The sequence below is a fragment of the Nostoc sp. DedQUE02 genome, assembly GCF_034531035.1.
Classification (GTDB): domain Bacteria; phylum Cyanobacteriota; class Cyanobacteriia; order Cyanobacteriales; family Nostocaceae; genus Nostoc.
The window spans coordinates 132,115-155,264 of sequence record NZ_JAVRBY020000010.1; the positions used below are offsets into that span (position 1 = coordinate 132,115).

Below are 23,150 nucleotides of genomic sequence, written 5' to 3' on the forward strand. Positions count from 1 at the left end.
TCTTCTAGAAAAGTTGAGCTATCCTAGACGCAACCTGTTGAAACAAAAAACACTATATAAAGTGGTTAAAAACCTTTGATGAATCGTCCGAGAAAGGTTAGGATAATCCATCAATTAGAGAAAAAACTTCAAGCACGCTTAATCGCGCTGCAACACAAAAATCAACCAAATTTGTATTTGGGCAGATTCTTTGGAAGTTTGCTACTCTACTATCAATTGTTTTTCTTCTAGTCAGAGAAAATTTTGGATTAAGTAAATAAAGTTATTGAGCCTTGAATAAGCTACTTTTTACAGGTAAATCTTTTCGTTTCATGGCTTTTATCCTACCACTAATTATCTGGTGGGGATACAAAGTACAAAACCAATTTGTGCAGCCGCAAGCAGTTGTATTGCTAGGTGGTTCAACAAGACATTTAGAGCGAGAGAAGTTTACAGCAAAATTCGTTCGCGAGCATCCAAATATACCGATTTGGATTACAGGCGGTAGTCCACGTACATTCACCCAACGAGTGTTTACCAAAGCTGGCGTTGATCCCAAGCGTTTACATTTGGACTATGAAGCAGTAGATACAGTTACTAATTTTACTACGTTGGTGGATGATTTGCAAGCTCGTGGCATCAAAAGCGTTTATTTGATTACTTCAGACTTCCACATGCGTCGGGCTTGTGTCATCGGCGAAATTATTTTGGGTAGTCGAGGTATTTATTTAAAACCAGTGGCAGTTCCTTCAGAAAGTCCCCCTGAATCTATCGAAAAATCTGTTCGTGATGGAGCTAGAGCAATACTTTGGTTAGCAACTGGTTACACTGGTGTGGATGCCGCTAAAAATAAACGTAAATAAATTTTGGATTTTTAGATTTTGGATCTGGGAATTGAAATCTTTAGATTCAGAAGGTTTATCGATTTGAAACGATGCAAAATATTCAAAATTGGAATATTTTATGAAAATTTGCCTGTTGACCTAAGTTAATCCAGGCAAATTTAAGACAACCAATGTCAAGATTATTGGTATTAACTCAGTCAAAGCAATTAACAACTTTTCCTCATTTGCTTCCTTGGTGTGTAGTTTGCATCCACCAAAGTTTTGAGCCGCAGCTGAGACTGCTCGAAGTAGAAAGAGTGTAGTTCGGGAAAAAAACGCTCCAACTTCCCCCACAATTTGATACCCTAGCTTAAACAGATTTGAGAAAAGTTAAAGCGTGGAAATTCAACTTGGGCGGGGAAAAACAGCTCGCAGAGCTTATGGAATAGATGAAATTGCTCTAGCCCCTGGTAACAGAACACTAGACCCTAGTTTGGCAGATACTAAGTGGCGTATTGGCAATATTGAGCGAGAAATCCCGATAATTGCCAGTGCAATGGATGGCGTAATAGATGTTCGGATGGCTGTACGTTTGTCACAGTTAGGAGCATTAGGTGTCCTCAATTTAGAGGGAATTCAAACTCGCTATGCTGACCCAGAGCCAATATTAGATCGAATTACCTCTGTAGGGAAAGATGAATTTGTTGCTCTGATGCAAGAACTCTATGCCGAACCAATAAAACCGGAATTAATAGAACAACGTATTCAGGAAATTAAACAACAAGGTGGCATTGCGGCAGTGAGTGCAACTCCAGCCGGTGCAAGTAAATACGGGGAGGCGGTGGCAAAAGCTGGGGCAGATTTATTTTTTGTGCAGGCTACGGTGGTTTCTACTGCACATCTGTCACCAGAGTCTTTAGTACCACTTGATTTAGCAGAATTTTGCCGTTCCATGCCTATCCCCGTGGTGTTGGGGAATTGCGTAACTTACGAAGTCACTTTGAATTTATTGAAAGCTGGGGCGGCTGGGGTACTAGTGGGAATTGGGCCGGGTGCTGCTTGTACTTCTCGTGGGGTGTTGGGTGTGGGAGTGCCACAAGCAACTGCGATCGCAGATTGTGCCGCAGCACGAGATGATTACTACAAGGAAACTGGCAACTATATCCCCATTATTGCTGATGGCGGTTTAATCACCGGTGGCGACATTTGTAAATGCATCGCCTGTGGTGCAGATGGTGTAATGATTGGTTCCCCCTTTGCCAGAGCTACAGAAGCCCCAGGACGAGGTTATCATTGGGGTATGGCGACTCCCAGCCCAGTCTTGCCTCGTGGCACCCGCATTCGCGTTGGCAGCACCGGTAGCCTAGAGCAAATACTGATTGGCCCAGCAGGGCTAGATGATGGCACTCACAATCTTTTAGGAGCTTTAAAGACGAGTATGGGCACCTTAGGAGCCAAAAATATTAAAGAAATGCAGCAAGTGGAAGTTGTGATTGCACCTTCTTTATTAACCGAGGGTAAAGTTTACCAAAAAGCTCAACAATTAGGTATGGGTAAGTAAAGGGAATAGGGAATAGGGAATAGGGTACAGGTTACAGGGTACAGATTATTTCCTATCACCTGTCACCTGTCACCTCTCCCCTAATCCCAATCCCCAATTGTTGAATAAATTTTTCCAGCGCCCTAAACAATTGCTGGAAAAATCCGATATGTCGCTTACAATAGAGATAGCGGAGACGCATGTTTCCGTTCACTCCTCACACCACACTCCGCCCGGACTACTGTTCGGGCGGTTCCTTATGTTTATAAATAAAATAAGAGAGCTTCTTTGCAAATGTACATCCTCGCACTCCCAAGCTGAGGTTTTTGCTATGGTAGAATTTTCACCAAGCTCAGATATTATTGGCGAAGGTTTTAGGCATGTCAACAGCCGCACAAGTTACCGATTCTAGTTTTAAGCAAGAAGTACTCGACAGCGATGTACCCGTTTTAGTTGACTTTTGGGCACCCTGGTGCGGACCATGCCGTATGGTAGCTCCTGTTGTCGATGAAATCTCCGAACAGTACAAAGGTCAAATAAAGGTCGTAAAAGTCAACACAGATGAAAATCCTCAAGTTGCTAGTCAATACGGCATCCGCAGTATTCCCACATTAATGATTTTTAAGGGTGGGCAAAAAGTGGATATGGTGGTAGGCGCTGTGCCTAAAACTACATTAGCTTCCACTCTCGAAAAGCATCTTTGAAACTCAATTGGCAATAAAATCCTCTTGAGTTATCCATTTTGTTCTAACTTTAAGTTAATTTTCATAAACAAGTTTGAGAAACGCAAATTTGCCGTCTATCAAACTTGTTTACATTTGTATACACTTTCAAAATATTTTTAGGAATTTTCTAGCTCAAAAATAACTCCCTAATTCCCGTACTACCAATTTCCACTGCTAGCGCCGCCAACAGAAAACCCAAAAGTTGAGTCACAATTACTCCACCTTCTGCACCAATCCACTGGTCAATCAGATTTGCTAAACGCAAAATCAACCAAGTGCTAAACATTGCCCCTACGATACCCACCGCCACAGCAATATGCGGACTCTGTGATTTCGACATCAGCAACATCACCGTCGTCAAAGTTCCCGGCCCCGCTAACAATGGTAAAGCTAGTGGAGTAATTGCAACATCACGTCCTTCCTCAATAATTGGCTGATCTAATTCTCCGTGCAGCATTTGTAAAGCAATTAACAGCAACAATATTCCTCCTGCTACTCGCAAAGAACCGATACTAATTTCCAAGTAATTTAAAATTATTTGCCCTGCAAAGGCAAATAGCAAAAGAACTGCGATCGCAATGATAATTGCTTTATCTATAACTTTGTTTCTTTGGTCTGGCATCATGCCCTTAGTCAAAACTAAAACAATCGGTATATTGCCCACAGCATCCGCCAAGACAAACACAGCGATAAATGTTTGAATGAAAATAGGAATATCCACAGTAAACGGCTTTATATCAAGGTTTGATCGCAATCTAATCTTTATCTTGCTCAGTTTGCTAGAACCCAGAGGAAGATTAAAATCAGTAATAAAACCAGTGTGTTAAAGAAAATCTTGGCTGATGTATTTCTAATTAAGTTCCACAAATGTTGAAGTAGCGATATATTTTGATAATCTCTTTTCCATAAATCAACTGTTCGTTGTTGAATCTATGAAGTCTTATTTAGCCGCCGCTATTCAATTGACCAGTGTGCCCGATCTACACAAAAATTTGGCACAGGCAGAAGAATTAATAGAGCTTGCCGTGCGTCAAGGTGCTGAATTGGTGGGTTTGCCAGAAAACTTTTCCTATATGGGAGAAGAAAAAGATAAACTCGCACAAGGTGATGCGATCGCTCTTGAAAGTGAAAAATTTCTCAAAAAAATGGCTCAACGCTTTCAAATTACCATCTTGGGCGGCAGCTTTCCACTTCCGGTAGACAATACAGGCAAAGTTTATAACACTACTTTACTGATTGACCCAAACGGTCAAGAACTTTCCCGCTACTACAAAGTACACCTATTTGATGTTGATGTTCCTGACGGCAACACCTATCGCGAATCCAGCACGGTTGTGGCTGGTACGCAACTACCACCCGTCCATTTTTCAGAAAAACTCGGTAATCTAGGGCTTTCTATTTGTTATGATGTCCGATTCCCAGAACTGTATCGTCATCTAGCAGATAAGGGAGCGGATGTTATCTTTATTCCCGCCGCTTTTACCGCCTTTACAGGTAAAGACCACTGGCAAGTACTACTACAAGCCAGAGCCATCGAAAACACCGCCTACGTCATTGCTCCCGCCCAAACGGGGAATAACTACGCCCGTCGTCTAACCCACGGCCACGCCGTTATTATCGACCCTTGGGGTGTAATTTTAGCCGATGCTGGAGAGAAACCGGGAATTGCGATCGCAGAAATCAAGCCAACTAGGTTAGAACAAGTCCGTCGTCAAATGCCATCTTTACAACATCGGGTGTTCTAGGGAGTAGAGAGCAGGGGGAGCAGGGGAGGCAGGGGAGGCAGGGGAAGCAGAGGAGAATAATTAATAACTAATGCCCAATACTTCGGCTACGCGGTAGTTGAGCGTAGTCGAAACTCAGTACAAGTGCCCCATTCCCCATTCCCCATTCCCAGCCCTTATGAATACAACAAAAAACCGGGTAAACACCCGGTTTCTGACAACATTAAAATCCTCAGTTTTTTAGGAGCATAGCAAGACTATGCCCCTATTTATTAGTTGTCTAAAATTAAACTTTAGCAGCTGACTTGGTAACAACGTTGAGTTCACCCTTAGCATACTTAGCAGCAAAATCTTCCAAAGAAATTTGCTTAATCTTGCTGGCGTTGCCAGCCGTGCCAAATTGCTGATAGCGTTCAGCACAAACCTTCTGCATGTATGTAATGGAAGGCTTGAGGAAGTGACGGGGGTCAAACTCCTCTGGCTTTTTAGCCAAAGCTTCACGTACAGCAGCAGTGATAGCCAAACGGTTGTCGGTGTCAATATTTACCTTACGTACACCACTCTTAATACCTTTTTGGATTTCTTCTACAGGTACACCGTAGGTTTCAGGAATTGCACCACCATACTGGTTAATTAGCGCCAGCAAATCTTCAGGTACAGAAGAAGAACCATGCATTACCAAGTGGGTATTAGGCAGACGGCGGTGAATTTCTTCAATGCGGCTGATTGCCAAAATTTCACCAGTCGGCTTACGGGTAAACTTGTAAGCACCGTGGCTTGTGCCAATGGCAACAGCCAAAGCATCTACTTGGGTTGCTTCTACGAAGTCAACAGCTTCATCGGGGTCGGTTAGCAGTTGAGAGTGGTCGAGTGTACCTTCAAAACCATGACCATCTTCAGCTTCGCCAGCACCAGTTTCTAGAGAACCCAAACAACCGAGTTCACCTTCAACGCTGACACCCAAAGCATGAGCTACATTTACAACTTCGCGGGTAACATTAACGTTGTACTCGAAGCTAGCGGGAGTTTTCGCATCAGCTTCCAAAGAACCATCCATCATCACGCTGGTGAAGTTGTTCTTAATTGCTGAGTAGCAGGTAGCAGGCGCATTCCCATGATCTTGGTGCATGACAATGGGAATGTGAGGATAGGTTTCTACGGCAGCCAAAATCAGGTGGCGGAGGAAGTTTTCGCCAGCATAATTACGAGCGCCGCGTGAAGCTTGTAAAATTACGGGGCTATCTGTCTCGACAGCAGCCTTCAGGATTGCCTGAATCTGCTCCAAATTGTTAACGTTGAAAGCTGGGATGCCGTAACCGTTTTCAGCTGCGTGATCCAGCAGCAGCCGCAGTGGTACAAGCGCCATAGATAGTCCTCCTAATGTGGTTGTCAGCTAGTCGGTCTGAGAGAAGCGTTTTTATTACGCTAAATCTTAAGAGTTTTTTCAACTTATAGGAAATTATAACTAGTGTCGTGTATCTATGTTGAAAAAGTTTACGCCATAGTTACTATAAACCATGTTCTATACTTGTTCTCTACTGCTGTACTATGCCCTATGGTTGCTCTGTATTGCTGTACATTTAGCTACCCTAGAACTAGTAGCTTTGGTAGCCTAGTATCCAAAAGACTCCTTCCTATAATTAAAAAGAACAGCGATCGCTCTTCCATAGTACTCAATAAACTTTTATATGGGTCGCCCGGGATTCGAACCCGGAACTAATCGGTTAAAAGCCGAGTACTCTACCGTTGAGTTAGCGACCCTTTCTTTGCATTTCGCAACTTTGCCATCATAGCATAGACATCTGTAGATTTGTAAATAGGTTTAGAAAAAATTTGCCGTTAACCGCACAGATGCCGTATAGCTGCTTCCTGGTTCTAATACAGTCAGGTTTTCACCAGTGTTCAGGGAGTTACGGGGAGCGCTCCACGGTTCAAGGCAGTAGAAATCTTTACCTTTGAGTGTCCAAAAAACCAAAATCGGATATTTATTCCCGTAATCCAGAGTTAATTTTAACTTGCGGCTGTTGTCTATGACTGCGGCTGATTGACTGGTTAGCTGCTTAAAAGCAACGTCAATTTCATCGCGATTAAAGTCAAAATTACCATTAAAGGGGTGAATTTCCTTGCTTATCTGGTCTTGATACTGTTGGGAAGGAATTTCAAACTTGAGCGCCGCTTTATCATTTGTCAGAAAATAAGGATGGAAACCTGTAGAAAAGGGCAGTGATGTGGATGAAAGATTTTTATACTGTTGCCGAATTTCTAAGGTATTACCTTGGAGTTCGTAAGTGAACAGCACTTGAAAGTCAAAAGGATAAACAGCCCGTGTTTTCTCGCTACTGTTGAGGACGAGGGTGACGCTAGCTTTATCTTCAGTTACTTGGTCAGTTACTTCCCACGGCAAGTCACGAGCAAAACCATGTTGTTTTAAAGTATACTGCTGACCATTATGAGTATAAGTATTATCAGGTATATTGCCGCAGATGGGAAACAAAATAGGATTCCCACCTCTGACAGTCAAATCAGGGTTAGCAAAGCGTTCAGTATCTAAATAGAAAATTTCTTGCCCCTGTATACGCCAGCGAGTGATGATACCACCACGTTCTGGAACAACTTCCAGTTGAGAACCAGCATTTTCATCTGAAAGGATGTAGGTTTTGTATTGTTGCTGTTGAAGTCCAATGGTAAACACAAATTTTAGTCTTGGGATTAGGGATTAGGATTGGGGATTGGGTAAGGTGGGGCCCCCTCTGGGGATAAGGGGTAATGGGGATTGGGGATTAGGAATTAGAGATTGGGGATTAGAATAACTTTTTCCCAGTACCTAGTACCCAGCGATGCACTGAGTTTCGACACTTCGGCTACGCTCAGTGCATCGCTTGGCGGTAATCGAGCGACTTGCACTGAGTTTCGACTACGCGGTAATCGAGCGAAGTCGAGATTCAACTACCGCACAGTCGTTGTGTCCCCAGTCCCCAAAATTTATTCGTCTTCTGCAAACACGAAACGATATAACTCGCTGGGGTCTGGTTCGGGGCTGCTTTCGGCGAATTTAACCGCTTCGTCGATTACATCCTGAATTTTACGGTCAATTGCTTTGATTTCTTGCTCATCTGCTAAGTTTTGCTCCAGCAAATAAGCTGCCAACTTCTTAATTGGGTCACGGGCGAACCAAAATTCTTTCTCCGCTTTGCTTCGCATTTCATCTGGGTCAGCCAAGGAGTGACCACGGAAGCGGTAGGTAAGTGCCTCAATTAATGTTGGGCCTTCACCTGCACGGGCACGGGCTACAGCTTCTTGAGCTACGGCTCGGACTGCTAGTACATCCATACCATCTACTTCCACGCCCACCATGTTAAATACACTGGCTTTTTTATAAATCTCTGGCTGGGAAGTGGCTCGTTCGTGAGACATCCCAATGGCCCACTTATTATTTTCCACTACAAAAAGAATTGGCAGTTTCCATAGGGCTGCCATATTTAGTGTTTCAAAAAACTGACCGTTGTTAGCTGCACCGTCGCCAAAAAAGCAAGCTGTCACTTGGTCAGCGTTTTTATCTCCCAGCACTTCGCGGCGGTATTTGCTCGTGAAAGCCGCTCCGGCTGCCACAGGAATTCCCTCAGCCACAAAAGCATAGCCACCCAGCAAGCGATGTTCAGCAGAAAACATGTGCATGGAACCACCGCGCCCTTTGCTGCAACCTGTAGCTTTGCCAAATAATTCTGCCATTACCTCTCTTGCTGGCACTCCCGCACTCAGAGCATGAACGTGGTCGCGGTAAGTACTACAAACGTAATCTTCGCCCGGTCGCATTGACTGCACAACACCACTGCAAACAGCTTCTTGACCGTTGTACAAATGGACAAAACCAAACATTTTGCCCCTATAGTACATTTCAGCGCATTTGTCTTCAAACAAGCGCCCTAATACCATGTCCTCATACAACCGCAACCCTTCTTCCTTAGTAATGTGCGTAGTAGCAGGATTAAAAGTGGGTAAAGTACGCTCTTGAACCATTATTTTTGAGTATCCCTGTTGTACAAGTTAAAAGTTACGGTTTTAAATTAAGTTGGTCTGATAACACCTCAGCTTTTAACAGGCTAGCGTTTGCAAGACTCAACAATCAAACTTTATTTATGCACCAAAAAAGGGTCTTAGGGAATAGCTGAATTTTTAATTTTTTGATTTTTAACTTCTCAGCCTATGCCCCGTGAGGATTTGACTCTAACTGCAACATCTGCCGTTTTGGGTTTTTATCTCTCACTATTCCCCTTCATAGACTAGCAATCAAGATAGACTGCTTTCTGCATATCCATTAACAATTTAAAAAAAAGCTGGCAAAAATCTATATAGCCAAATAGGTAATTGTAATTAAAAGTTAATTATGATATGATTTGCTTCTCTAGTTATCAGTGTCAACTCCCAATAGTGGTATTTTTGTTACCTCCTAGTGGGAAAGTCCCAAAAAAATCAATCATCAATAGATTTTTACAACCACAACAATTATGCCGTGATTAAAAGCGGTAGTTGTGGTTTGTGCTATCGAAGGCTGATAATAGTTGTGTTAAACAAAAATACTAAGAATTAAGACAAAAAATTGAGGCTTTCTAGGCGAAAGCAAAAAATTAGTACTAGAATGTGACTCAAAATTTCGGGAAGGTACAAAACAAGTTGTTGCAATATACACTTGTAGAGTAAATTCTATACGGCATTGTTATGGCACGGTTTTACAGGCCTGGAAAGCTCTAGGTGAATTATGTTGATCACGGTGCAGGGGAAGTAGGCTGTGCGAATTCCGCTAGATTACTACCGAATTTTAGGACTACCGTTGGCGGCAAGTGATGAACAATTGCGGCAGGCATACAGCGATCGCATTGTACAATTGCCTCGACGTGAGTATTCTCAGGCAGCAATTTCTTCTCGTAAACAACTCATAGAAGAAGCTTACGTGGTTTTATCAGATCCAAAACAACGCAGTACCTACGATCATCTCTATCTTGCCCACGCCTATGACCCTGATAACCTTGCTGCTGCCGCAGTAGCAAAGGAAAATCGTCCAGAAAGCACCAAAAGGGGTAGTGATACCCAAAGTCTGGGTATCGAAATTGCCCAAGACGAATTAGTTGGCGCTTTATTAATTTTGCAAGAGTTGGGGGAATACGAACTTGTACTGAAACTAGGTCGTCCGTACCTAGTAAATAAAAATGGTGCTACAACTGCAAGAAAGGGCAATAATTTAGCAGACGAAGAAATACACGAAAGTGCTGAACATCCAGATGTTGTTCTCACCGTTGCCCTTGCTTGTCTAGAATTAGGTCGCGAACAGTGGCAGCAAGGTAACTATGAAAATGCCGCCATATCCTTAGAAACTGGTCAAGAACTGTTAGTACGCGAAGGATTGTTTTCCAGTATCCAGGCGGAAATTCAGGCGGATCTTTATAAATTACGACCATATCGAATTTTGGAGTTACTGGCGCTACCTCAAGAAAAGACTGCCGAACGAAGCCAAGGTTTGGAATTATTGCAGAACCTCTTAGAAGATCGTGGCGGAATTGATGGCACGAACAATGATGATTCTGGTTTAAACATAGATGACTTTCTGCGTTTTATCCAGCAGTTACGCAACCACTTAACAGTCGCAGAGCAGCACAAATTATTTGAAGCCCAAAGCAAACGTCCTTCTGCTGTTGCCACTTACTTAGCTGTTTATGCCTTGATAGCACGGGGATTTGCTCAACGACAACCAGCTTTAATTCGGCAAGCAAGGCAAATGCTCATCCGTCTGGGAAAGCGCCAAGATGTACATTTAGAACAGTCGCTATGTGCATTACTCTTGGGACAAACTGAAGAAGCAACCCGTGTTTTAGAACTTAGTCAAGAGTACGAAGCTTTAGCTTTTATTCGGGAAAAATCTCAAGACTCTCCAGATTTGTTACCAGGATTGTGTCTATATGCAGAACAGTGGTTGCAACACGAAGTATTTCCACATTTTCGAGATTTAGCAAACCAGCAAGCTTTTTTAAAAGATTACTTTGCTAACCAACAGGTACAAGCTTATTTGGAAGCACTGCCAACGGATGCAGAAACAACTAATGAATGGGCTGTAATTAACCCCCAGCATTTTCCCCGGCAGCAGACAAATAATCGTCCTTTTCCCAACAATTCAAGTAGAAATTCTGGGCAATTTAATTACAGCAGAACACCCGATCTAGATTTGCCAGAAACACCAACAAAAGAAACGTCTGAATATCCAAACTTCTCACCACCTATGTGGAATTCATCTGGAAGTGTAAAATCAGAAGTTCCGGCTGCTGAACGGATGAGCAGAAACACTAATCAGCATGTGAATGGTTCAGCAAAGAGTGCTACACCTGGTTATAACCAAAAGCGTAGGCGGAGAAAACCTACTCCATCTGCTAGCCGAGAGCGTGTACCAGATAATCGTCCTCATTCTCGTCGCCCCCGGCGGCGGCGAACCTTTGCTAACACTATAGAAGGGAAAACACGGCTGGTATGGAAAGTGTTTATTTCTTTAGTGAGTATATTAGTTTTTTGGGTGTTAGCCACAACAACTTTTGGATGGTTAAAAAATTTATTTTTTCCCACACCACCTTTGCCTCGTTCACAGTTGTTTGTTGAAATCAATCAACCACCGGTATCTATTCCCGATCCAAAAAATAGTAAACCGGAAGCACTAGATGGCTCTTTAACAGATACAGCAGCAGAGGATGTGATTCGGACTTGGTTATCGACCAAAGCCGAAGCTTTAGGGCCGAATCATGAAATTAATAATTTAGATCAGATTTTAACTGGTTCAGCTTTATCTCAATGGCGGCTGATTGCTCAACAGGATAAGTTAGACAACCGCTACCGCAAGTACGAGCATAGTTTGAAGGTGGAATCTGTAGATAAAATTGAGTTATTTGCAGATCGTGCCGCAGTGATAGCTATGGTGAAGGAAGTGACACGTTTATATGAAAACGACCAGTTTAAAAACTCTTCTAAGGAGAATTTGCGAGTTCGGTATGATTTAATTCGGCAACGAGGTAAATGGCGGATTCAGAGTGCATCTGTTGTCAATCAGATAATTAGATAATTGGGAGATAATTGGGAATTTTTAGGCGATGCTCATGGGCGTTTTTTGCAAAAGAGACTTTTGCACTTTTGTGCTGAGAAGGATTAAAGAGAAAAGGAAAATTCAATCCATTAAACCCTTGGTGTTACATCCCTATTACCCTTTGTTTGCGATCGCGGCATAACCTGCTTAAAAGTAGGGCTACAGCAAGCCTGACCCTTGGTATTTAGGCACTTTTGCTAAAGTTAAGGCACGAGCTTTTCTAAAAAAATTAAATTATAACCATAAAATATTCAGTTTTTCTGCCAATATTACAGACAAATATTTTACTTAAAAAAATTCCGTAATTGCCCCGTTGCTATTGATATTTTAGATTACTTAAAAGTAAAAATTAACGCATTCAGCAGGCAGGAGGGAGTAACCAAGTCTAAAAGCGTGGGATTAAAGCAAGACTAGAGGTAGAACGCCTCGCCTAGAAGCTTTGTATCGAGAGGTATAGCGCGAGATTAAACTGTATTTTTAATCTATAACTATGGTTCCTGAGTTTGTCGCTGGCACAGCCTCTCGTAAAGAAAGAAAGTTTTTATTCATAATTCTTTCCTCCAGCAAGAACTGCCTTCTCTAATAGACCTCTTGCAAAAGTTCTTTTTGCAAGAGGTGGGAAAAGGGACTCATGTTAAAGGGAAAAGGGAAAATAACAAACCTTTCCCCCTTTCCCCTTAACCTTTTCCCGACAAATGCTAAGAAGTCTAATCAGCCCTGAAAGTGCTGGAGGGTTAATTAAGTGGACAAACAGCATCAATATGACTGGTTCAAAGCTGTGAAATTTTTCCGCATACGAGAATTACTAGCATTCTTGCTAGGGATTTTCTTCTCAATGTCTGTAGTCCTACTCTGGCAGAGACTTTTAATCCAAACTCCGAGATTATTTATACAAGTAGTATTGATTGCAGGGTTATTTGTTGTTATCACCCTGATATTATCAATCTATTTCGCCCTGGCAATGAAAGCAAATAACCAGCAGATAAGAGCAAAAAATCAAGAGTTAACTCACAATATTTTTGAACACAAGCAGGTAGAAATTGCCCTTCGCAGCAGCGAAAATCGTTTGCGGCAGTTGCTGGAAACTGTCAAAGTCATTCCTTGGGAATTAGACTTGAAGACTTGGCGATTTATTTATGTTGGGCCGCAAGCGGTAGACTTGCTAAATTATCCGATCGCAGAGTGGTACAAGGAAAATTTTTGGGTTAATCATCTGCATCCAGATGACTTGGAAAAGTCTGTTCGTTTTTGTCAAGAAGCAACTGCTAGGCGCAAGAATCACGAATTGGAACACCGGATGTTAGCAGCAGATGGGCGAGTTGTCTGGCTAAGAGACGTTGTTAGTGTAGTTGAAAATGCAGGAACTCCTACTATGCTGAGGGGGTTTATGTTTGACATTACTGATTTGAAGTTGGTTGAAGAAACCTTGAGATTGAGGGAGAGGGCACTTGCTGCTGCCAGTAATGGAATTATTATTGCCGATGCTAAACTTACTGACAATCCGGTTATTTATGTCAACCGCGCCTTTGAGCAAATAACAGGCTACACTGCTAGTGATGTGATTGGGCAAGACTGTCGATTTTTGCAACGCACAGATACCCAGCAACCAGCGCTCAATGAACTGCGTTCATCTATTAAAGCTGAAAAAAGTTGCAAAGTTATTCTCCGTAACTATCGCAAAGATGGTACTTTATTCTGGAATGAATTGAGTATTTCTCCTATTCATGACGAAAATGGCAAGTTAAGCCACTTTATTGGAATTCAGACAGATATTAGCGATCGTAAGCTTGCCGAAGCCAGTCTGCGTCGGCAAGCTCTCACCTTTGAAAACATGCATGATAGCGTAATTATCACAGATTTAATCGGAAATATTATTGACTGGAATCCGGCGGCCGAAAGCATGTATGGCTATAGCAAAGCAGAGATTTTAGCTAAAACCCCCAATATTTTGCAACACCCGGAAGTAGCCCCAACATTAAGCACCAAAATTCTTGAAACAATCAATCAACAAGGACGCTGGTCAGGGGAAATAAACTTTATTCGCAAAGATGGCAGTGAGGGAATTTCCGAAACAACCGTAGTTTCCTTACAAGATGAACAGGGGGAAACTATCGCCACTGTTGGCATCAATCACGACATTACCGAAAATAAACGAGCCAAAGAAGCACTTCAACGGCAATTGCATCGAACTCTACTACTTGAACAAATTACTCAAGAAATTCGTCAAAGTCTTGATAGCAAAAAAATATTTGAGACGGCTGCTACCCAAATCGGTCAAGCATTTGGAGTTGAACGCTGTCTAATCCACTCTTATATTAGCGACCCGACACCTCAAATTCCCCTAGTAGCAGAGTATAATACAATCCCTGGTTACTGCTCCACGTTGAAATTGGAAGTTCCCATGATCAACAATCCTCATGCCGAGCAGATGATGTCACAAGAAAGTGCGATCGCTTCTCCAAATGTGTTCGTTGATCCTTTACTCCAGATGGCTGAACCGATCTGCCGAGAAATTGGGCTGAAGTCTATGCTGTCAATCCGCACCTCCTATCAAGGAGAACCCAATGGTGCGATCGGTTTACATCAGTGCAGCTATTTTCGCCAGTGGACACAAGACGAAATCGAATTACTAGAAGCAGTGGCGGCTCAACTGGGCATTGCTCTAGCACAAGCTCACTTACTGGAACAAGAAACGCGCCAACGTGAAGAACTTACCTTGAAAAACTTTGCTTTGGAGCGGGCAAAACGTCAAGCAGAAGCTGCAAATCAGGCAAAAAGTGAGTTTTTGGCGATGATGAGCCACGAAATTCGGACTCCCATGAATGCTGTTATTGCCATGACAGGTCTATTGCTAGATACCGATCTCACGCTTCAACAGCAAGACTTTGTGGAAACAATTCGCAGTAGTGGAGAAGCTTTACTCACCATCATCAACGATATTCTAGATTTCTCCAAAATTGAATCGGGCAAACTGGAATTAGAAGAACAGCCTTTTGATTTGAGAGCTTGTGTGGAGCAGGCTATTTCATTTTTAGCTCCTAAAGCTGCCCAAAAGGATATTGAATTAGTTTACCTGATCCAGCCCCAAGTTCCGACTGAAATCATCGGCGATTTAACTCGTCTTCGGCAAGTCTTGATGAATCTCCTCAACAATGCCATTAAGTTTACTGAAAACGGAGAAGTGGTACTCTTTGTGAAACTGGCGATTGGCGACTGGGGAGCAGGGGAGCAGGGGAGCAGGGGAGCAGGGGAGCAGGGGAGAAGAAGTAGCAGTAAGTCTTTGCCTTCTGCCTCTTATGCCCAATCCTCGATATCTGTTGAAAAAGAACAACTTCTCTACGAAATTCAATTTGCGATCAAAGATACAGGTATTGGCATTGCACCAGAGAAAATAGAGCGGTTATTTCAACCCTTCACTCAGGCTGATGTCTCCATGACTCGACGATATGGTGGTACAGGGCTGGGACTGGTGATCAGCAAGCGGCTCAGTAAGATGATGGGCGGCACTCTTTGGGTAGAAAGTCAGGGGTTTGTCGGTGGCAATCCTAGCCCTAGATGGGAACATGGAAAATTATTATCGAAGAAGGCATCAGTTTCTTGGTGCGATCGCAGAAAGCAAGGGTTGAAGACACCCACAGAAGGAGAGTTCAGTGGCTCCAAATCATTCAAGGTTGAATCCCCGCTTCTGCCTCCTGCCGATGTTTTTGGACTCGCTAACGCTACGCTATCCTGCCTCCTGCCTGCTTCAACATCTCTTGACTCTTGCCAAGGTTCAACATTCTACTTCACCATTAATGCCAAAGTGGTTGCTCAGTCAGAACAAGCTGAATTAAGCACTCCGCCAGTGCAGCTTGCATCCAAGCGAATCTTGATTGTGGATGACAATCTGACCAACCGCCAAATTCTCTGTTTGCAAGCAGAGTCTTGGAAAATGGAAACTTATGCTGCCAAATCTGGTAAAGAAGCTTTAGCTGAACTTGCTCAGGGAACGCAGTTTGATATTGCCATTTTAGATATGCAGATGCCGGAAATGGATGGCATAACCCTAGCTCGTCAAATCCGCAAGCAATCAGGTTGTCAAAATCTGCCTTTGGTGATTATGACCTCTTTGAGTAAATTGGAAACTTCCTCTGACTTGAATGATGTCCGTGCTGCCTCTTTGAGTAAACCTATCAAACAGTCTCAACTCTACGACGTTATTACCCGTGTTTTGGAAAACCAGCCGATCCAAGCCAGTATTTCTCATTTTCCTTTAGTTGATCGGCATTTGGCCGACCGACTGCCACTGCGGATTCTTCTGGCAGAGGATACGGTTGTCAATCAGAAAGTTGCCCTACTAATGCTACAAAAAATGGGTTATGTCGCAGATGTCGTCACCAATGGGGTAGAAGCGCTCAAAGCTTTGCAAAAACAGCCATTTGACGTAGTGTTGATGGATATTAATATGCCGGAAATGGATGGGTTAGAAGCAACTCGGAGAATCTGTCAAGAATGGGGAGTGGGTTTTCGTCCTTATATCATTGCCATAACTGCCAATGCAATGCGGGGCGATCGCCAAGTTTGTCTTGCTGCTGGTATGGATGACTACCTTAGCAAACCGATTCAGCTTCAAGAGTTAGCTCAAGCACTCAGCAAATGTCCACTTCCAAGACATTCTGAATTCACTTTCATCGGAAAACAAGGGAAAGTGATGTACCCAGAATTGCAACCTTCATCAAACATCCTACAGTCAGGGCAAAACCAGACATTAAAAATCGCCAATATTGATGCCAAAATTCTCCAATCCTTGCGGAACATGGTCAGAGGAGATCGTGTAGTATTTGCTCAACTAATTGAGTGTTATCTTACAGAGACACCGAGACTAGTACAAAATCTCAGCACAGCGATTACAACTCAGGATACTGAAACTATATGGAAGACAGCCCACCAACTCAAGTCCAGCAGTGCTTCAGTTGGAGCGATCGCCTTAGCGCAGCTTTGCAAGCTGTTAGAAGCACAGGGACGCAGCAGTAAATTAGAAAACAGCCTAGAATTATTTTCACAACTATATCAGGAATATGAACAAGTTAAAACTGCCTTAGAAAAAGAACTTGCGAAGGAAGCACCATGAAAGCCACTGCTCAAGAAAGCCAATCTTTAGTTTTAATTGTTGATGATGAACCTTTTATTCGCATGATACTGCGGCATTTCTTGGAGCGGGAAGGATATCGAATAGTGGAAGCTCAAAATGGCATAGAGGCAATAAAAGTTTTTAAGCAACTGCACCCTGATATAGTTCTCCTTGATGCCATAATGCCGGATTTGGATGGGTTCGAGTGTTGCACTCAATTACAACTTCTGGATTGTAGCAAGCACACTCCAGTTTTAATGATTACAGGACTTGAAGATCAAGAGTCAGTTGACCGTGCATTTGAAGTGGGGGCAATGGATTATGTTACCAAACCGATTCACTGGCCAGTTTTGCGACAACGGGTAAAACGTTTGATTCAGCAATCTCAGTTACAGGAAAAACTGGAAACCGTGAATGTAGAATTGCAACGATTAGCTACTATCGATGGATTAACTCAAGTAGCTAATCGTTGGCGGTTTGAAGAGTATTTTAACGAAGAGTGGCAGAGGATGAAACGGGAGCAACGACCGCTCTCGCTGATTCTTTGCGATGTTGATTTCTTCAAATTATATAATGATACATACGGGCATCGGGTGGGCGATCGCTGTCTTCAAAAAATTGCTCAAGCCATCAAAGATATTATTAAACGTCCTGGAGATTTAGTTGCCCGTTATGGTGGGGAAGAATTTGCTGTGATTTTACCTAACACAGACAGCGAGGGGGCGACTCATATTTCCGACCAAATTTGTCATGCTGTGCGAATACTAGCAATTCCTCATAAAAATTCCCAAGTTAGTGCTCATGTAACCATTAGTGTCGGGTTTACGACAGTAATTCCTCAGCCTGATTCTGACTTGGAAGAAATGATTGCCGTAGCGGATCGGGCGTTGTACAAAGCAAAGGCAGCAGGTCGCGATCGTTTTGTGCAAAATATTTTACTACCGAGAAGTAAAAATTCCTACTAGTGCGGCAACATTCAGTTATCTGCCCAATGCCCCATTCCCTATTTAAAAATCTACCCCTCGTTTGAGTTCTACACCTTGATTAGCATAGTGTTTGTGGCAATAAACCTCTGAGTGAACGCTAGCCAAGTCGAAGTACGCCGGTGGATTTTGACAGCGACCAGTGATAATAATTTCGGTGTCGCGGGGTTTGCGGAGTAAAGCTTGGACAATGGGTTCAACAGGGAGTAGTTCTAAGTCAACAGTGGGATTTAGTTCATCGAGAATAATAGTTTTATACAATCCAGAGGCGATCGCAACTTTTGCGATTTCCCAACCCCTCTCAGCTTCTACATAATCTAATTCTTGTCGGGAATTACGCCAGACAATGGCATCTCCACCGCAACGCTGATGATCCACCACTTCTGGATATGACTGCTGCAAGGCGGCGATCGCTGCGTCTTCTGTATAGCCGCTACCACCTTTAAGCCACTGCATAATCAATACACGGGTAGACCCTGGATGATTAATTCCCCGACCAATGGCTTGTAAGGCTTTGCCCAAAGCACTAGTAGACTTACCTTTACCAGCACCAGTATAAATTTCAATACCTTCAAGGAAGAGGGCTTTGGCTGTTGGGTGGTGATGAGGTTTCATTTCTGAGTGCAAATCTGCAATATCAAGCAACTTTTGCGGTGCGGCGCGTCCGGTGGCGATGATTTCTAACTCATGAGGTTTCGATTTTAATGTCCGTACCACTTCATCCACTGGTAGCAAACCTAAATCCAGAACCGGGTTAATTTCATCTAGAACGACAACTGAGTATAAACCACTGGCGATCGCACCTTTGGCTACATCCCAACCCCGCACCGCCTCTTCTCGGTCAAAGGTGGTAATTTCGTCTGGGCCAAAAAATTCGGCTCTCCCAGTGCGAACCTGATCAATTAGATGGGGAAAACCGCGTTGCAAAGCTGCGATCGCGCCATCTTCGTCATAATCACGTTCCGGCCCCTTTAAAAACCGCAACAGTAAAACGCGGTTAGAATTGCTAGGCATATTTATCCCTAAGCCAATGGAGCGCAAAACCACCCCCAAAGCCGCTTGGGACTTACCTTTACCCAAGCCATCGTAGACGTGAATTTGACCAATAATTCGTTCTTGACGTACTTGCGCCGTCCGAATACCAATACCGTTCCTTGTCATCTCTCGAAAAGCTATAACGTGGCAGTCTTTAATCTTACCTAACGTCTAGTCTTCTCAGATAGAGAAACTGCCCCTCTAGTAGTTCGCTTTCGTGACTTGGCGGGGTAAAGGGTAAGGGGGAAGGGTGAAAGGTTTTAAATCCCTTACCCTTTCCCCTTTCCCCAGCCCTCACCAATCATTGTTGCCTTGCCAGACTACTAGTAGTGTACCAACCCAAAATTGCTACGTGGAGGTAAGCAGGGGAGCAGGGGAGCAGGGGAGCAGGGGAGCAGGGGAGAGTTCAATGTGCCAAGTTCAATCCCCTCTGCCCCTCTGCCCCTCTGCCCCTTTGCTCCTCTGCTGACCACAACGCTTGCGTTTCCTTGGCAGACTACTAGTACGTCCGTACAAGGGTCAGGTTGATGTATCCACAATATTAATAGAGAAATACTGTTACACCCCCATAGTAAAGGATAAAAACAATGGCATAAATTCTCCCATCACCCTCGCTATCCCAGTTATACTCACTACAGTTAACCCTTACCCTTGATGATTTATGCCTGAAAATTGGATGCTTCCCAGGATTTTTCCCATTGGTGGAATTCTGTTTGACTTTTTATTTGTACTCATTGCCATCCCCATCGAAGCATATATTCTGCACTCTCGACTAAAATTTGACAAAAAAACCAGTATTTTTTATGCTATTTCTATCAATCTGTTTTCTAGTGTAATTGGTTGGTTCGTATTTTTCGTATCAGAACCAATGTTGCCAATACAGGTGAAATCAGAATTAATTAACTATATGTTTTTTAATAATTTTAAATCGCCAAATAGCCAGACTTTAATCATATTAACTGCTTGTATAATTTTCTTTGCTACTTTTATAATGAAATTTTTCATTTTAAGGGTTTTACTACTATCCTTAAATGAAACATTTGCTAAAAAAGAAGAGGAACCCCAAACATCTCAGCGACTAAAACGGCGTCGTTTTACCAGCATTAACTTCCAAAGTACTAATTTAGTTACTACGATATTAATAGCGAATTCTCTGAGCTATACGGCAATAACAATTGTTTTATTATTTCGTTCAAAATAGCAAGATTTACTTGGTTAGTTCAAGGAAAATTAGTGATTAATTAATCAGGTGTAGAGAAGAATATGAATACGCTACTTAAAGATGTATTTGGGGTTTTTAAATTTGCTGAGGGGCTTTACGCCGGAATTAGAAAAGTATTAGTTCCACCCAAAGCTTATTCTTGGCAGACATTTATTTATTTGAGTGTTTTTTCTTGGCTACTCTCATATTTTGCAACAGGTTATATTAAAGATATAATTGCCTTTTTTGGTTGGTTATTTTTAATTGCAGGCACAGCTTGGTATACTACAGAAGATCCTTTGAGAGTTCCTGGTACTTTTATGCCAGTCGGAGCAGTGATCACTGGATTCTTAGTGAGCGTTTTTGCATTTGGAAATCAAGAAGATATAATTACACCAAGAACAATTGTTTTTTGGCCAACATTGTCGGCACTAATTACGGCAATTCCAGAATTTATTGAAGGAAATGATACCGACGCTAAAGCTCGAATTCCTAAGCCACAAGACCGCCAAAGAATCATCATTTTGGTTGCTAGTAGTATGCTGCTAAGTTGCTGGATTCAGTTTTATTTTGTGATGGATAATTGGTTACGACAATATCCTAGTTTGCAGGCAGATACTTTTAAAGGTAGTACTTTTGTTGCCCGAACCGAAGAACGAGTAAAAATTCCCCAAAACGGCGTTGTAATTCTCGAAAAAATTCAACCAATAGTAATAGAACAAATAGCTGAAAGACCTTGGTCGGAAGTAGAAAAATGGTTGCTAGATGCCAAACAACGGGTAGGAAATTTGGGTAGAGCAGTAATTAAAAAAAACCTGGCTAAATATGAAGAAAAAGAACTATGGCGCATTGAACCGCGTGTAGCTAACACTAAGTCTGGATATATATTAGATTTATTAAGTATTTGGATAGGCCCGAGTTCTAACCCACGGGGCTATTACTTGAAAAAGTCTTGTCGTATTGAACCAGTTGCAGTAGGCAATAATTCAGAGAATAAGATTACAGTTGCAGAAATTGAATGCGATCGCGCCAGTAAATTAATTTCTGGTTCACCGCCTCCGCAGCAGTGAGGAGTGCGGCAGAGGGGCAGGGGAGAAAGGGAGCAGCACTTCGGCTCATTTCGGCTACGCTCAATGACCAACGCGGAAATCGAGCGAAGTCGAGATTCAGTGACCAAGGAGCAGGGGGAAGAATAATAAAATTACCTTTTAGCCTCTTCCCAATGACAAATGACTAATAACAAATGACAAATGACAATTAACAGAATTTTTGTATTAGCAAACAATGTGTTTCAGGAAGTGGTACGCGATCGCATTCTATATATTATCGGTTTTTATGCGCTAATACTCGCTACTGCCTTCCGCGCCCTTCCTGAATTTGCAGCTACGGCTGAAGACAAAATGTTATTAGATTTTGGGATGGCTGCGATGAATGCTATCGGGTTAATTATTACGATATTTGTTGGTACGGGACTGGTTAATAAAGAAATTGAAAAACGCACTATCTTGGTGTTAATTGCTAAACCTGTCAGCCGCAGCGAAATTATTGTTGGCAAATACTTGGGTTTATCCGCAGTGCTAGCTGTACTTGTCGCCACGATGACAGTAATTTATTTGATATTTCTGCAATTTGGTAACATTCCTCATCCAACGGCGAGTATTGTAATTGCGGCAATTTTCTTATTTTTGCAGTTGTCATTAATCACTGCTGTCGCTATTACCTTCGGTGTTTTTACTGCTTCTCTGCTAGCAACTGTTTTAACCTTTGCGGTGTATTTAATCGGAAATATTACTCAAGATTTAGTACAACTTGGTCGTCTTAGCCATAACCCTGCTATGGAACGGCTAACTCAAGCTTTGTTTCTCATTTTGCCAGATTTATCTCGATTAGATTTGAAAAATGATGCCGTTTATGGTTTGCAAGCACTACCTGACACAACTGCACTGATTACAAATGCTGGCTATGGCTTACTTTACAGTGTCATGCTGTTAGCGATCGCTATTTTTATCTTTTCACAACGCGAATTTTAGGTATTGGGTATTGAAAAGAAGCAGAGGGGCAAACACAAAGTTTTTCCCTCCTGACAAATGACAAATGACTAAGAAATCATTATCTGAGGTTGCTCAATAGTACCATCAGGCATAATTGTATCTCGCAACTTTGCATAAATTAGGTTTGCTTTCCAAAGGTTAGCTTTACTCAAGTTTGCTTTGGTTAAATTTGTCCATGTCAGGTCTGCACCAGTTAAGTTGGTCTCAGTTAAATTAGCTTCTAATAATTTTGCTCCTGCGAGATTTGCTCCTGCAAGATTTGCAAAACTTAAGTTAGCTTCAATTAGCGATGCTTCAATTAATTTGGCTTCACTTAAGTCTGCTTCTCTCAAATCCACATCACATAAAGAAGCACCCCAAAGATTACTACCTATAAATTTAACCCGCCATAAGAAAGTTCCGCACAAATTTGCTCTTGTTAAATCAGCATTAGTCAAATTGGCTTCACACAAAGATGCTTCATACAAATTAGCTTCACGCAAGCTAGCTTGCATCAAATTTGCGCCACTTAAATTAGCACGAGTCAGAACACAGCCACACAAATTCGCACCACGCAAATCGGCTCCGATAAAGTTAATACCACTTAAATCAATTCCTTCCAGGTCGATTTCCCTCAAGTCGCATCCACTGAAATCTCGGCGCTGAAAATATTTATTTGTGATTTGACTTAATATAAATTCCTGCTGTTGAGCATAATTTTTCATGGTATTCACCTCTGGGTGTAATTTATCTCAAAGGTCGAGTGTGATAGTTACCGTATATTGAGAGTACACCCCAAATGGAGATCGGCTCAGTAAATAATCAAAAATAAATTGATAAAAAATCGCCAATCACTTGAAAATACGTTTTTTCCGTGGTTTT

The 23,150-nt window shown here is 42.4% G+C and carries 16 protein-coding genes and 1 tRNA gene; 10 read left to right on the forward strand and 7 right to left on the reverse strand.

Annotation, left to right across the window (positions count from 1 at the left end; genetic code table 11):
* The first annotated feature begins 311 nt into the window (after positions 1 to 311).
* The 3 genes from RMX98_RS11835 (at position 312) to trxA (ending at position 3,047) form a co-directional block, all read left to right on the forward strand.
* Positions 312 to 842, forward strand: coding sequence for a YdcF family protein (locus tag RMX98_RS11835; protein ID WP_322679100.1), 531 nt, complete (start codon positions 312 to 314; stop codon positions 840 to 842).
* Between the two features lie 358 nt (positions 843 to 1,200).
* The gene (locus RMX98_RS11840) at positions 1,201 to 2,364 is read left to right on the forward strand and encodes a GuaB3 family IMP dehydrogenase-related protein (RefSeq protein ID WP_322679075.1); all 1,164 of its coding nucleotides are present in this window, start codon (positions 1,201 to 1,203) and stop codon (positions 2,362 to 2,364) included.
* Positions 2,365 to 2,723: 359 nt separating this feature from the next.
* A complete protein-coding gene (gene trxA, locus RMX98_RS11845; protein WP_094348071.1) occupies positions 2,724 to 3,047 on the forward strand; it encodes a thioredoxin in 324 nt (107 codons plus the stop codon).
* A 148-nt stretch (positions 3,048 to 3,195) separates the two neighbouring features.
* On the opposite strand, the gene RMX98_RS11850 is transcribed toward trxA, so the two are convergent.
* A complete protein-coding gene (locus RMX98_RS11850; protein ID WP_322679076.1) occupies positions 3,196 to 3,789 on the reverse strand; it encodes a MarC family protein in 594 nt (197 codons plus the stop codon).
* Between the two features lie 211 nt (positions 3,790 to 4,000).
* On the opposite strand from RMX98_RS11850, the gene RMX98_RS11855 reads away from it, so the two are divergent.
* Positions 4,001 to 4,813 carry a carbon-nitrogen hydrolase family protein gene (locus RMX98_RS11855; RefSeq protein WP_322679077.1) on the forward strand — a complete coding sequence of 271 codons (813 nt, stop codon included), beginning with the start codon at positions 4,001 to 4,003 and terminating at the stop codon, positions 4,811 to 4,813.
* A 265-nt stretch (positions 4,814 to 5,078) separates the two neighbouring features.
* Here the strand turns inward: RMX98_RS11855 and fba are convergent, their stop codons facing one another.
* The 4 genes from fba to pdhA form a co-directional block, all read right to left on the reverse strand.
* A complete protein-coding gene (fba, locus tag RMX98_RS11860) occupies positions 5,079 to 6,158 on the reverse strand; it encodes a class II fructose-bisphosphate aldolase (RefSeq protein WP_012411833.1) in 1,080 nt (359 codons plus the stop codon).
* Positions 6,159 to 6,481: 323 nt separating this feature from the next.
* Positions 6,482 to 6,553 (reverse strand) — tRNA-Lys (locus RMX98_RS11865).
* 61 nt (positions 6,554 to 6,614) lie between these two features.
* Positions 6,615 to 7,484 (reverse strand): aldose epimerase, encoded by an 870-nt coding sequence (locus tag RMX98_RS11870; protein ID WP_322679078.1) that lies wholly within the window; start codon positions 7,482 to 7,484, stop codon positions 6,615 to 6,617.
* Positions 7,485 to 7,774: 290 nt separating this feature from the next.
* Positions 7,775 to 8,809 carry a pyruvate dehydrogenase (acetyl-transferring) E1 component subunit alpha gene (gene pdhA / locus RMX98_RS11875; protein ID WP_322679079.1) on the reverse strand — a complete coding sequence of 345 codons (1,035 nt, stop codon included), beginning with the start codon at positions 8,807 to 8,809 and terminating at the stop codon, positions 7,775 to 7,777.
* A gap of 769 nt (positions 8,810 to 9,578) precedes the next feature.
* On the opposite strand from pdhA, the gene RMX98_RS11880 reads away from it, so the two are divergent.
* From RMX98_RS11880 to RMX98_RS11890, 3 genes are all read left to right on the forward strand, one after another.
* On the forward strand, positions 9,579 to 11,888 hold the full coding sequence (locus RMX98_RS11880; protein WP_322679080.1) for an IMS domain-containing protein: 2,310 nt from the start codon (positions 9,579 to 9,581) through the stop codon (positions 11,886 to 11,888).
* 763 nt (positions 11,889 to 12,651) lie between these two features.
* Positions 12,652 to 17,019 (forward strand): PAS domain S-box protein, encoded by a 4,368-nt coding sequence (locus RMX98_RS11885; RefSeq protein WP_322679081.1) that lies wholly within the window; start codon positions 12,652 to 12,654, stop codon positions 17,017 to 17,019.
* Positions 17,016 to 17,984 carry a PleD family two-component system response regulator gene (locus tag RMX98_RS11890; protein ID WP_322679082.1) on the forward strand — a complete coding sequence of 323 codons (969 nt, stop codon included), beginning with the start codon at positions 17,016 to 17,018 and terminating at the stop codon, positions 17,982 to 17,984. The genes RMX98_RS11885 and RMX98_RS11890 overlap by 4 nt, the downstream gene beginning before the upstream one ends.
* Before the next feature lie 42 nt (positions 17,985 to 18,026).
* On the opposite strand, the gene RMX98_RS11895 is transcribed toward RMX98_RS11890, so the two are convergent.
* The gene (locus tag RMX98_RS11895) at positions 18,027 to 19,163 is read right to left on the reverse strand and encodes a cob(I)yrinic acid a,c-diamide adenosyltransferase (RefSeq protein ID WP_322679083.1); all 1,137 of its coding nucleotides are present in this window, start codon (positions 19,161 to 19,163) and stop codon (positions 18,027 to 18,029) included.
* A 535-nt stretch (positions 19,164 to 19,698) separates the two neighbouring features.
* On the opposite strand from RMX98_RS11895, the gene fraC reads away from it, so the two are divergent.
* The 3 genes from fraC to RMX98_RS11910 all read left to right on the forward strand — a co-directional run bounded on the left by fraC (position 19,699) and on the right by RMX98_RS11910 (position 22,268).
* The gene (fraC, locus tag RMX98_RS11900) at positions 19,699 to 20,238 is read left to right on the forward strand and encodes a filament integrity protein FraC (RefSeq protein WP_322679084.1); all 540 of its coding nucleotides are present in this window, start codon (positions 19,699 to 19,701) and stop codon (positions 20,236 to 20,238) included.
* A gap of 62 nt (positions 20,239 to 20,300) precedes the next feature.
* On the forward strand, positions 20,301 to 21,308 hold the full coding sequence (gene fraD / locus RMX98_RS11905) for a septal junction protein FraD (protein WP_322679085.1): 1,008 nt from the start codon (positions 20,301 to 20,303) through the stop codon (positions 21,306 to 21,308).
* Positions 21,309 to 21,488: 180 nt separating this feature from the next.
* Positions 21,489 to 22,268: an ABC transporter permease gene (locus RMX98_RS11910; protein ID WP_322679086.1), complete on the forward strand. Its 780-nt coding sequence runs from the start codon at positions 21,489 to 21,491 to the stop codon at positions 22,266 to 22,268.
* Between the two features lie 68 nt (positions 22,269 to 22,336).
* On the opposite strand, the gene RMX98_RS11915 is transcribed toward RMX98_RS11910, so the two are convergent.
* Positions 22,337 to 22,993: a pentapeptide repeat-containing protein gene (locus RMX98_RS11915; RefSeq protein WP_322679087.1), complete on the reverse strand. Its 657-nt coding sequence runs from the start codon at positions 22,991 to 22,993 to the stop codon at positions 22,337 to 22,339.
* Positions 22,994 to 23,150 lie beyond the last annotated feature (157 nt).